This is a genomic window from Nocardia sp. NPDC005998 (genome assembly GCF_040614395.1).
Taxonomy (GTDB): domain Bacteria; phylum Actinomycetota; class Actinomycetes; order Mycobacteriales; family Mycobacteriaceae; genus Nocardia.
Genome location: NZ_JBEXUI010000010.1, coordinates 23,312 through 34,419, shown reverse-complemented (window position 1 = coordinate 34,419; position 11,108 = coordinate 23,312). Strand labels below are relative to the sequence as shown.

13 protein-coding genes are annotated in these 11,108 nt (G+C 66.4%); 4 read left to right on the top strand and 9 right to left on the bottom strand.

Going from position 1 to position 11,108, the window contains the following annotated elements; genetic code table 11:
• Positions 1–302 precede the first annotated feature (302 nt).
• From ABZ293_RS16165 to recO, 5 genes are all read right to left on the bottom strand, one after another.
• Positions 303–1,082 carry an ABC transporter permease gene (locus ABZ293_RS16165; RefSeq protein WP_355181234.1) on the bottom strand — a complete coding sequence of 260 codons (780 nt, stop codon included), beginning with the start codon at positions 1,080–1,082 and terminating at the stop codon, positions 303–305.
• A gap of 1 nt (position 1,083) precedes the next feature.
• The gene (locus ABZ293_RS16160; protein ID WP_355181232.1) at positions 1,084–2,046 is read right to left on the bottom strand and encodes an ABC transporter ATP-binding protein; all 963 of its coding nucleotides are present in this window, start codon (positions 2,044–2,046) and stop codon (positions 1,084–1,086) included.
• Positions 2,047–2,126: 80 nt separating this feature from the next.
• Positions 2,127–2,555, bottom strand: coding sequence for a hypothetical protein (locus ABZ293_RS16155; protein ID WP_355181230.1), 429 nt, complete (start codon positions 2,553–2,555; stop codon positions 2,127–2,129).
• Positions 2,556–2,568: 13 nt separating this feature from the next.
• The gene (locus ABZ293_RS16150) at positions 2,569–3,390 is read right to left on the bottom strand and encodes an isoprenyl transferase (RefSeq protein WP_355181559.1); all 822 of its coding nucleotides are present in this window, start codon (positions 3,388–3,390) and stop codon (positions 2,569–2,571) included.
• Positions 3,391–3,436: 46 nt separating this feature from the next.
• Positions 3,437–4,222: a DNA repair protein RecO gene (recO, locus tag ABZ293_RS16145; RefSeq protein WP_355181228.1), complete on the bottom strand. Its 786-nt coding sequence runs from the start codon at positions 4,220–4,222 to the stop codon at positions 3,437–3,439.
• Between the two features lie 106 nt (positions 4,223–4,328).
• Between recO and ABZ293_RS16140 the strand changes: the two genes are divergently transcribed.
• The 3 genes from ABZ293_RS16140 (at position 4,329) to ABZ293_RS16130 (ending at position 5,889) form a co-directional block, all read left to right on the top strand.
• Positions 4,329–4,499 carry an antitoxin MazE-like protein gene (locus ABZ293_RS16140; RefSeq protein WP_355181226.1) on the top strand — a complete coding sequence of 57 codons (171 nt, stop codon included), beginning with the start codon at positions 4,329–4,331 and terminating at the stop codon, positions 4,497–4,499.
• Positions 4,500–4,605: 106 nt separating this feature from the next.
• A complete protein-coding gene (locus ABZ293_RS16135; protein WP_355181222.1) occupies positions 4,606–5,091 on the top strand; it encodes an HIT family protein in 486 nt (161 codons plus the stop codon).
• 21 nt (positions 5,092–5,112) lie between these two features.
• The gene (locus ABZ293_RS16130) at positions 5,113–5,889 is read left to right on the top strand and encodes a M15 family metallopeptidase (protein ID WP_355181220.1); all 777 of its coding nucleotides are present in this window, start codon (positions 5,113–5,115) and stop codon (positions 5,887–5,889) included.
• 178 nt (positions 5,890–6,067) lie between these two features.
• Here ABZ293_RS16130 and ABZ293_RS16125 read toward each other — a convergent pair whose 3' ends face one another.
• Positions 6,068–6,667: a TetR/AcrR family transcriptional regulator gene (locus ABZ293_RS16125; RefSeq protein WP_355181218.1), complete on the bottom strand. Its 600-nt coding sequence runs from the start codon at positions 6,665–6,667 to the stop codon at positions 6,068–6,070.
• Entirely contained in the window at positions 6,654–7,520 is an 867-nt protein-coding gene (locus ABZ293_RS16120; protein ID WP_355181216.1) for an alpha/beta hydrolase, read from the bottom strand. The genes ABZ293_RS16125 and ABZ293_RS16120 overlap by 14 nt, the downstream gene beginning before the upstream one ends.
• Positions 7,521–7,683: 163 nt before the next feature.
• On the opposite strand from ABZ293_RS16120, the gene ABZ293_RS16115 reads away from it, so the two are divergent.
• Complete coding sequence (locus tag ABZ293_RS16115) at positions 7,684–9,114, top strand: amidase (RefSeq protein WP_355181214.1); 1,431 nt, start codon at positions 7,684–7,686, stop codon at positions 9,112–9,114.
• Between the two features lie 2 nt (positions 9,115–9,116).
• Here ABZ293_RS16115 and ABZ293_RS16110 read toward each other — a convergent pair whose 3' ends face one another.
• Both ABZ293_RS16110 and ABZ293_RS16105 read right to left on the bottom strand, forming a co-directional pair.
• On the bottom strand, positions 9,117–9,281 hold the full coding sequence (locus tag ABZ293_RS16110; RefSeq protein ID WP_355181212.1) for a hypothetical protein: 165 nt from the start codon (positions 9,279–9,281) through the stop codon (positions 9,117–9,119).
• Positions 9,282–9,566: 285 nt separating this feature from the next.
• Positions 9,567–11,108 (bottom strand): serine/threonine-protein kinase, encoded by a 1,542-nt coding sequence (locus ABZ293_RS16105; protein WP_355181210.1) that lies wholly within the window; start codon positions 11,106–11,108, stop codon positions 9,567–9,569.

The following is an 11,108-nucleotide window of genomic DNA, read 5'->3' as shown; positions in this document are numbered from 1 at the left end:
AGCAACCCCGACCACCACCACACCCGACGATGCAGCAACCCCGACCACCACCACACGCGATGATGCAGCATCCCCGACCGCCACGGCTGCTGATAGCTGAGTAGTCCGCGTCCGCATCGCCATATCGTGCAGCGAGCAATCCGGTCAGCGCACGGTCATGCCATATCGCACGGCCATCGCGCACGGCATCGCCACCCCGCATCGCGCGGCCTCCCTCGGTCCTACGACCCCGAACAACAACATCACCCCATGCCGCCCGGCCGCACACCCTGGTAGGTGGGCAGCCGGATGCGCGGGACAACTCAGCGGGCGGTATCACGGCGGAACAGGATGGCGGCCCCGCCGATGAACACCGTGGCCCAGGCAATGACATTGAGGATCGCCAGGGCGATCGATGCGGTGCTGGTATCGCCGAAGGGCATCCGCGCCAGGGTGGCGACGCCATTGGTCGGGAAGATCTTGGAGACCGCCTCGAACCAGCCGTGCAGCGGCATGAACAGACCGCCCGCGAAGGACAGGCCCGCAAGGACCGGACCGAGCAGCTGCATGACATTCTCCGAGGGCAGCAGGTAGCCGACGAACAGGCCGAAGGCGGCAAAGACCAGCGAGCAGATCCAGGCGAGCAGGAAGCAGCTCACCCAGGCCGCGGCCGTCAGGTGCGCGCCGAAGATACCGCCGACGACGAAGACCGCGGCGACCGAGACCAGGCCGAGCACCATCGCGACGGCAACCTTGGTGGCGATATAGGCGACTGGACGCAGTGGGGTGAGCCGCAATTGGCGACTCCAGCCCTGCGCGCGTTCGATCGCAACCATGGCGCCGCCGCTCGTGGTCGCCAGCATCGCGCCGTACACCGCCATCGACACCATGACGTAGCCGGTGACATTGCCCGAGCCGAAAGACTGTGTCCGGTAATCGGATTGCAGTCCGAAGATGACGAAGAACAGCGGCGGCATGATCAGTGTGAACATCATGGTGCGCCGGTTGCGCAGCATGCGACGCAATTCCAGCCGCAGGAAGCCGAGGCTGAAACCGCCGAGCGGAACGCGCGTCGAGACCGCTTGTGGGGCAAGAGTGGTCATTTCAGTTATCTCCCGTGGTGAGCGCCAGGAATGCCGATTCGAGGTTGTGCGAGGTGATTTCGAGATCGACCGCCGGTGTCTCGGTCAGCAGATGGCGGGCGACGGCATCGGAGTCCTTGGTGTGCAGGATGATTCGGTCGCCGCGCAGCTCGACCTCGTCGACGCCGGGAATCGCCGAGAGCCGAGCCGGATCCGCGCCGGGCAAAGTGGCGCTCACCGCACGACCCGCGGCCAGGTTCTTGATCTCGGCGGCGCTGCCATCGGCGACCACCCGGCCCGCGCGCACCAGCACGATCCGGTCGGCATAGGCATCGGCCTCGTCGAGGTAGTGGGTGGCGAACAGCACGGTCCGGCCGCGGTCGGAGTCCTCGCGCATGGCATTCCAGAACTCTCGCCGCCCCTCGACATCCATGCCGGTGGTCGGTTCGTCGAGGACGATGAGATCCGGATTCGGCAGCAGAGCCAGCGCGAATCGCAGCCGCTGCCGCTGCCCGCCCGAACATTTGCCGACCAGACGAGCACCGATATCGGTGATCCCCGCGCGAGCCAGCACCTCCTCGACCGAGCGCGGATGCGCGTGCAGTGTGCCCACCAGCTGCACCGTCTCGGCCACGGTCAGATCGGGCAGTAGCCCGCCCGACTGCAGGACAGCCGAAATCCTTCCTGCCGCAAGGGCTTCGGCCGGTGTCCCGCCGAAAACGTGCACACTGCCGGAGTCCGGTGCCGCCAGGCCGAGCAGCATATCGATGGTGGTGGTCTTACCCGCGCCATTGGGTCCGAGGAAGGCGACGATCTCCCCCGGCGCGACCGTCAGGTCGAGTCCATCGACGGCGTGCACCTCGCCGCCGCCCGGGAGCCGGAAGCTCTTGTGCAGATCGCGCAGTTCGATCGCGGACGACACCCGGTGCCTGCCCGAGCCCCCCGCCGCGGCGAAGATGGCCGTGGATGTCAGTGCCGATGTCATGACTCAACGGTCACGCAATCAGCGGTCCGGCACCTCGCACGAGTGTCACGAACCTCCCATGACATCTGTCATGGCGCGGCTCAGGGCAGCAGGCCCTGCCTGGCCTTACCCGCGCCGGAGAGCACCAGCAGCAGCATGGTGGCCAGCGCCTGATCGTCCAGACCCGCGGCCGGGAAGGTGTAGCGCAGGATGACATCGGCCTGGCTGCCCCGACTGATCAGCGTGATCGAACCGAACTGGATCGCGCCATTGCGCTCGGCAACCCGCTTGTGCAGCTGCGGCTTGAGCGGGCGGTCCCAGGCCAGTACGCAGGTCAACGTCAGCACGTCCAGGCCGGGCGCCAAGGTCACCGCGCGCAGCGAGCACAGTGCGCCCTCGTATTCGAAACCGATCGAACCATCGGCGTCGACCCGCACGGCGACGTCGTAGAGCGACAGACAGGCACCCGCCCTGGCCTGTAGCTCCTGTTCGGGGGTCACTGTTGCGTCCATATCGGTGCCGCCGTTCATCTGGTGCCGCCGTTCACTTGGTCCCCCCGAAGCGACGGTCACGCGAAGCGTACTGGAGACAGGCCTCCCACAGGTTGCGCCTGTCGAAATCGGGAAACAGCGTGTCCTGGTAGACGTATTCGGCGTAGGCGGACTGCCAGATGAGGAAGTTCGAACTGCGGAATTCGCCGGAGGGGCGCAGGAACAGATCGACGTCCGGCATATCCGGCTCGTCCAGGTACTTGGCGACCACCGCCTCGTTCACCTTCTCCGGATCGATCTCACCCGCCGCCACGCGCCGCGCGATTTCCCTTGCAGCATCGGCGATTTCGGCGCGACCGCCATAGTTGACGCACATGGTGAGGGTCATCACCGTGTTGTCCTTGGTCAGCTCCTGCGCGATCTCCAGTTCGTTGATTACGCTGCGCCACAACCGCGGTCGCCGCCCCGCCCAGCGCACCCGCACACCCATCTCGTTCATCTCGTCACGGCGGCGGCGGATGACATCCCGGTTGAACCCCATGAGGAAGCGCACCTCCTCCGGGCTGCGCCGCCAGTTCTCGGTGGAGAAGGCGTAGGCCGACAGCCACTTCACGCCGATCTCGATACAGCCCTCGACGGTGTCCATCAAAACCGCCTCGCCGCGCTCGTGGCCCGCGGTGCGCGGCAGCCCGCGCTCCTGCGCCCAGCGTCCATTGCCGTCCATCACCAGCGCCACATGCCTGGGCACCAACTCCCGCGGCAGTTCCGGCGGCGTCGCCCCCGACGGGTGCGGCGACGGCGGACGGACGGTGCGTTCGGCACCCGACCGTGCGCGGGTCGAACTGGTCGGCGCGGCGGAGTCTCGACGGAGGATCACGGCACCTATCCTGCCTGATGGTTGTGGAGAACTTGTGTGCAGGTCAGCCAGCTTGTCCTGCGGTCGAGGACGCCAAAACGGTCTGGCCATCGGTCGGGTGCGACCGCTCGATCAGCGGCAGGGTGCGCAGCTGACGCTCGAGATGCCACTGCAGATGTGCCGCGACCAAGCCGCTGGCCTGTCTACGGACCTGCTCGGGGACCTGCTCGACGTATTTCCATTCGCCTTTCAGCAGGGCGATCAGCAGATCGAGGACGCCGGGGGCCGGGGTGGCGGAGCCGGGCGGGCGGCAATGCACGCAAACAGCGCCACCGGCGGCGACGTGGAACGCGCGGTGCGGGCCGGGTGTGGCGCACCGCGCGCATTCGTCCAGCGCGGGAGCCCAACCCGCAAAACCCATGGCGCGCAACAGGTATGCGTCGAGGATCAATTCGTGCGGACGTTGTTTGGCGGCGATTGCCCGCAGCGCGCTCGCGGTCAGCGCATGCAGCTTCGGTGCGGGTGCGCGCTCCTCACCGGCCAGTCGTTCCGCGGTCTCCAGCACCGCGCAGGCCGTGGTGTAGCGCCCGTAGTCGTCGACGATATCGGCGGCGAACGCCTCCATGGTGTGCACCTGGGTGATCGTGTCGAGATTGCGCCCGGGATGCAGCTGCACATCCACATAGGCGAACGGCTCCAGCCGCGCCCCGAACCGCGACTTCGTCCGCCGCACCCCCTTGGCCACCGCCCGCACCAACCCGTGCTCGCGCGTCAGCAACGTGACAATGCGATCCGCCTCACCCAGCTTGTGCTGGCGAACCACGACCGCCTCATCCCGATACAAACGCACACCGTCATCCTTTCACGAATGGGCGACGCCCACCTCCAGGCAAGGCCGAGCGCGTTGACTCGCAAGCGCGCGACATGTCCCCCGCCGCACGCGCAACATGTAACGCATGGCAGCTGAGGATCGAATGCAGGCTCACCGTGACCGAATGCGAGAGCAGGGGGCTCCGCAGTTCCTGGCCGAAGCACACCGGCAATCCGTGGTGCTCGCCGACAACCTGCACGCAGCTGAGGACCAGGCATTCGTGGACGCCATCAGCTACTCACTGGATGACGAGTGAAGCGAGGTGAGTTCTGGACCATCGCCACCGGCAGCGGCTATACCTCGTCGTATTCCTCGGCATCGCGGACTGAACTACCTGGGGAGGAACCGTGCACGGAGACCGGTTGCCATTCGATTTGGCCGGGTATACGGAGCGAGTGCGATCAGGGGGCTGCTTCATCTGCGACCTGGTCGAGGGTGCGCCCGGTTCGGAGCATGAGGTCATCTTCGATGACGGCACGCACATCGCGTTCCTCGGGAGATACCCGACGATGTACGGGCACGTTCTGGTGGCTCCGAAGACGCACATCGAGCATGTGGTCCGGGACTTCGAACAGGACGCGTACCTGCAATTGCAGGCGGTGGTTCATCGGGTCGCGCGCGCTGTCGAGGCCGTTGTCCCGTGCGAACGCACCTACCTGCTCGCACTGGGCAGCCAGCAGGGCAATGCCCATGTGCACTGGCATGTCCAGCCACTCACTCCCGGCACGCCATACGAGCGGCAACAGTTCCATGCGCTGATGGCCGAGAACGGGGTGATCCCATGGTCGGCTGCCGAGGCGGCGCAGTTGGGCGGGCGGTTGCGGGCGGAACTCGGTTCGGGAAGGTAGTGCCGCGGCTATGATCTTCGGATGCGCGGAATTCGGTTCTGCTCAGTGGTTTTGGCCGGGGTCACCGTCTTCGGGGTAGTGGCTTGTGGGAACACGAAACCGAGTTCGCCCAAGGCCGACGAGTCGGCGTTCGTATCGGTGGCCGAGATCGATCCGACGATCGTTGTCGATGCAAGGTATTTCGGGGAGCACAACTTCATCGGTGGGCGGATCAACGGATACGAAGCGCCGAAGTGTCTGTTGACCAAGGAGGCGGCCACGGCGCTCGCCGACGTGCAGCGGGAACTCCGGCCGATGGGGCTGGGGCTCGAGACCTACGACTGCTACCGACCGCAGCGCGCGGTGGATCAATTCGTCAGTTGGGCAAAGGATCTCGGCGACACCAAGATGCGGGCGGAGTTCTATCCGACGGTGGAAAAGGCGAATCTGTTCCGGGACGGGTATATCGCGGAGAAGTCCGGGCACAGTCGCGGCAGCACCTTGGATCTCACGATCGTCGCACTACCGGCGCCGGATCAGGAGCAGTACCACAGCGGCGATCCACTGCGCGCCTGCACGCTGCCCGCCGACCAGCGATTCCGCGACAACAGCCTCGACCTGGGTACGGGCTACGACTGCTTCGATCCACTCGCCCACACAACCAACCCAGCACCGAGCAGTACCCAACGGGCCCTGCGCGAGCTGCTGGTGAACCTCATGGACGAACACGGTTTCAAAAACCTCGCCGAAGAGTGGTGGCACTTCACCCTGAAGAACGAGCCCTTCCCGAACACATACTTCGACTTCCCCATCCAATAACCCAACCCCGCACATCCATTGCCCTCCCCACACAAGGTGCACAACCTACGCGCAAAGACTGCTCGCCGAGCGTAGTCATACGGCCTGGGCGACCGCCATTCGACTACCTTCGACCGCCCCTGGCCCCAGGGGGGCGGTACGGCAGGAGCTGGCTGGACGCGGCAGTAGGGCGACCATGTCAGGTGCGGAGGATGCCGCCGATGAGCAGCATCAGCGACTGTTGCGCCTGGGCTCTGGCCGCATCCTTGTCGGTGGCGTGGGCGACGATCAGACCCGCCTCGGTGACTGCGCTGAAGATCAGCTGGGCCAGTACCGAGATCGGCGCGTCGGCGATCAGCCCCGCATCGCGGGCCCGTTCCAGTTCGGCGATGACCAGTCCCAGCCCGTGGCGCGCCTCGAACTCGCGAAAGGCCTGCCAGCCGAGCACCGCGGGACCGTCGTACAGGGTGATTCGAATCATCTCGGGACGCTGACAGATCTCCAGGAAGACGCCGAGGCCGATGGCCATCGAGGTGAGAATGTCATCGGGATGCACTGCGCCGATGGCATTTTCGATTTCTGTGGTGCTCTCGATCTCGATTTGTTCGAGCACCGCGAGGAACAGACCGCGCTTATCGCCGTAGTGGTGGTGCAGCGCGCCGCGGGTGACCCCCGCCTCGGTGACGAGTTCCTCGGCCGAGGTCGCCGCGAATCCGCGCTCGGCGAACAACCGGCGACCGGCCTGCTCGAGCGCGGCGCGGGTGGCGCGGGAGCGATCCTCCTGACTACGGCGTTGCATGCAGCCGAGTGAACTCCAGGATCGTTTCGGAGAGCAACTCGGGCTGGTCTTCGGAGATGAACGTGTAGGAGTCGTCGATGAATTTCAGGGTGGCATTCGGCAGTTCGGCAGCTAGGCGCTCGGCGAACTTCACCGGGAAGATCTTGTCCTCGCGCGCCCAGGCGATCAGCACCGGAATCCGCACCGATGGGAATCGGGTCGCGGCATCGAGCGTGTAGCGACGATGCACGCTCTTCAGGAACCGGCGCAGATCCTTGCGGATCGCCGCCGACTTCCGGCTCGGCAGCAGGTAGGAGTCGACGATCTCCGGCGGGACCGGGCGCTTGGTCACCCAACCGAAGGCGATCGGCAGACGGTGCAGCGCACGGATGCGCATCAATTCGGTCAGCGGGCGTAGCGAGCCGGGAACGCGTGCCAGCACGGGCAGCGCCGCGAAGGCAGGTGGGAAGAATGCCTCGTAGGCGTCGCACGAACTCAGCACGACGCGGCCGATTCGTTCCGGACGACGGGTCAGCAACACCTGGGTGATCGCGCCACCGGTGTCATTGGCGACCACGGTGACGTCGGTGAGGTCCAGTCGCTCCAGGAAGTCGGCGATCAGATCGGCGACCCCGGTAGGCGTGAGATCCGCTGCGGGGACCGGGATTTCGTGTGAACCGAGCGGCAAGTCGGGACTGAGGCAGCGATAACCCGCCGCCGCGATGGCGGGGACGACCTTGCGCCAGAGGTCGGCGTTGACGAGCAGGCCGTGGACGAAGACAACCGGCGCTCCCTCGCCCGTGTCGTGATATCGGATGCGGCCGCCGGGTAGATCTACCTCATGTGTGCGGCCGAGTGACGTACTGATTCCCATGGTTCCTCCATGTGTTTGCAGTGCGCATCCACTGTTACATACATACCGTATGTATGTCCATAGTTCGGCCTCCTACCTGGGGTGGAGATTTGCGAGCCGATGTGGACGGTTGACCAGCTCCGCGCTACCGTGCAACGAACGAACAAAGGAAGACGGAGCTCACATGACGGTGTCCGACCCCACCCTGCGCCCGGCCGCGACCACCGAACTGGGACTCGCCGACCTCGCCGCGGCACTCGCGCAGGGCACGATCAGCTCCGTGGCCGCGGCCGGCGCCGCGCTGGACCGGATCGAGGCCAGCCAGCCGACCCTGAACGCCTTCCGCGTCGTCCGGCGCGAGCAGGCACTGGCGGAGGCGGCCGCGGCCGACGAGCGGTTGGCCGCCGGCGAACGACTCCCCCTGCTCGGCGTGCCGATCGCGATCAAGGACGACACCGATATCGCCGGTGCGCCAACGGCATTCGGCTGCGGCGGCGACCTGCCGCCGAAAACCGAAGACGCCGAAGCGGTGCGGCGGCTGCGCGCGGCCGGTGCGGTGATCGTCGGCAAGACCAATACCTGCGAACTCGGTCAGCTGCCGTTCACCAGCGCCGCCGCCTTCGGACACACCCGCAATCCGTGGGGCGCCGCACACACCCCCGGCGGTTCGTCCGGTGGTTCCGCGGCCGCCGTCGCGGCCGGATTGGTGCCCGCCGCACTGGGTTCCGATGGCGCGGGCTCGGTGCGCATTCCGAGCGCGTGGACCAATCTCGTCGGCATCAAACCGCAGCGCGGCCGCATTTCCACCTGGCCGGAGGCCGAGGCCTTTCAAGGTCTCACCGTGAACGGACCGCTGGCTCGCACCGTCGCCGATGCGGCACTGTTGCTGGACACCGCGGCCGGACCGCATGCGGGCGATCTGCACACCCCCGAACCGCTCACCGTCTCCGATGCCGTCGGCCGTGATCCGGGCCGACTGCGCATCGCATTGTCGCTGCGAATTCCGTTCACCGCCACCAAGACCGCGCTGCACCCGGAGGTCGAGGTCGCGGTCCAGCACATCGCCGCCACGCTGCGCCGCCTCGGACATTCGGTGACCGTGGCCGATCTGCACTACGGCATCATGATCGGTGCGTCATTCCTGCCGCGCTCGATGGCGGGCATCCGGGCCATCTACGACAAGATGCCCGGCGCGCAGGTCGATCCGCGCACGACCGCCAACGTCTGGTTCGGCCGGGCCCTCAGCGGACCGGCACTGTTCGCGGCGCGCCAGGCGGAACCGTTGCTGCACAAGCGAATCGGCGGGTTCTTCCGCGACTACGATCTGGTGCTCGCGCCGACCACCGCGACTCCCCCGCCGCGCGCCGAGGAAATCGATGGCATCGGCGTCAATGCCACCAACGACCTCATCACCGCCGCCTGCCCCTACACCTGGCCCTGGAATGTGCTCGGCTGGCCCGCCGTCAATGTCCCCGCGGGCTTCACCGACGCCGGGCTCCCCGTCGGCGCGCAGCTGATGGGGACGGCGAACTCCGAGCCACTACTGGTTTCCGTTGCGGCACAACTGGAATCGGAACTCCGCTGGGATCGCCACCGCCCCGAACCCTGGTGGTGAGTTCAGCGTTCGGGCGGGGTTCGGACCTCGGTATCGCTCTTGGTGCCCGCCGGGCCCCGTCCGGCCCCGGCCGTCGCCTGCGGATACATCAGCAAGCACTGCTGCGGCTGGCCGGACTTCCCGAGGCCGGTGGCGACGAGGATGCCGATAGTGGAGTCGTCGGCCACTCGACCTCGCGAGAAGTACAGCGTCCCGGTGACTGGGTGCCATATACCGCTGGTGCATGTACCAGCGAGTCTCCTTCGACAATCCCGGGACCCGGCCGCTGACCCACATCCACAGCCGCAGCACCGGCCAGAGCCGAGTACGGCGAAGACCACCCTGGTGATCCAATCCCCGACCTCACCGCCCATCGAATCGGAGTCGCGCGAACTGAGCCGCAGCGGCTTCGAACCCGACATGGCGTCCCTTCCCCTTTATCGAGTAGTTAGACGGTATAAGAACTTTCGCCGCTAGACCGGGGCGTTTCGCCACCAGCGTTCGAGGAGGTCCCGGCCGGATTCGCCACCGAATACCCGCAGCTGACAGAAGCTGCGGCCGCCGTCGGCGAATTCGACCTGCACCGCACCCGCCGGTCGACCGCTCGGACCGGTGACGTCCTGCCAGATCACCCGGCCTCGGCCGGATGGGCGTTCCCATTGCTCTTCTCCGGCGACCGCCGCATCGGTGTAGGGCTCGATCTTGCTCGAGGTTCGATTGGCATTGCACGCCACGATGAGCAGTTCCAGCGGATTGCGGTCACCGTTGCAGGACAGGTAGGTCATCGCACCCACCGCCTGGTTCACATCGATCGGCCGCTTGTCCGCATCGACCGCGACACATCGCATCCCCTGATAGCCGCTGTCCGCCGGGGTCTTGGGCAGCAGCTCGGGCAGCACCCGAACCATGTAGTTGTGACCGCCCCACGATGCAGCGCCAGCGGCACCAGTAGGTGTCGGCGGCAAGGTGGTGTTGCTCGGCGTGACCGCCGTACTCGATGCCGCCGAGGCTCCGGTCGAAGTCACATCACTCGAATTCCCGTTCAGTGCAAGTGCACTCGCGACACCGAGTACGATGACCGCCGCCGCGATACTGGCGCCCAGCGCGATGCGGCGACGGAACCGCCGCTCGGCGGGCGGCCGCAGGTCGAGCGTCGCCCCATCCGCCCGACGATCGAAGGCGGCCGCCGCCGCATACGCGAGCGCGCCACAGGAGGTATGGCGATGTTCCGGGTTCTTCGCCATCGCCTGCGCGATCACGTCATCGATCGCCTGCGGCAGCGTCGGATTCACGGCGGTGGCGCGCGGGGGCGGATCCTGGATATGCGCCTGCATCACCGCGACGGCGGTGGTCCGGGGAAAGGGCTTCTGCCCGGTCAGCAGTTCGAACAGTGTGCAACCCAGCGCGTAGACATCGGCCCGATAGTCGACGTGACCCGCCATCAGCTGCTCCGGAGCGGCATAGGCGAGCGTAGCCAGCACCGACCCCACTTCGGTCAGTGCCGTCGTTTCGATTGCAGCCCTGGCTATTCCGAAATCGGTGACATAGACGCGATCCGGCTGCCCCGGCCGGCGCTGCAATAGGATATTCGCTGGTTTGACGTCACGGTGCAGCATGCCAACCCGATGGGCCTCATCGAGACCGCGTGCGGCGGCATCGATAATGTGCAGTGCACGTTCGGGTGTCAGCTCCGCGGGCCCATGGCGAATGAGTTGCGCGGCGTCGATACCGTCTACGAATTGCATCGCGATCCAGAGCCGACCGTCCTCGATACCACGGTCGTGCACGGCGACGATATTCGGATGGTCCAGCCGTGCTACGAGTTCGGCCTCGCGAATGAACCGCGCGCGAAACTCCGCGTCAGTGCCGTGATCATCCGACAACACCTTGAGCGCATCATGGCGCGGTAGCCTCGGATGCCTCGCCACGTACACCGAACCCATTCCGCCGCTGCCGAGCACCCGCTCGATCACATACCCGGCGAAAACCGTTCCCGGAACGAACTTTCCAGCCAT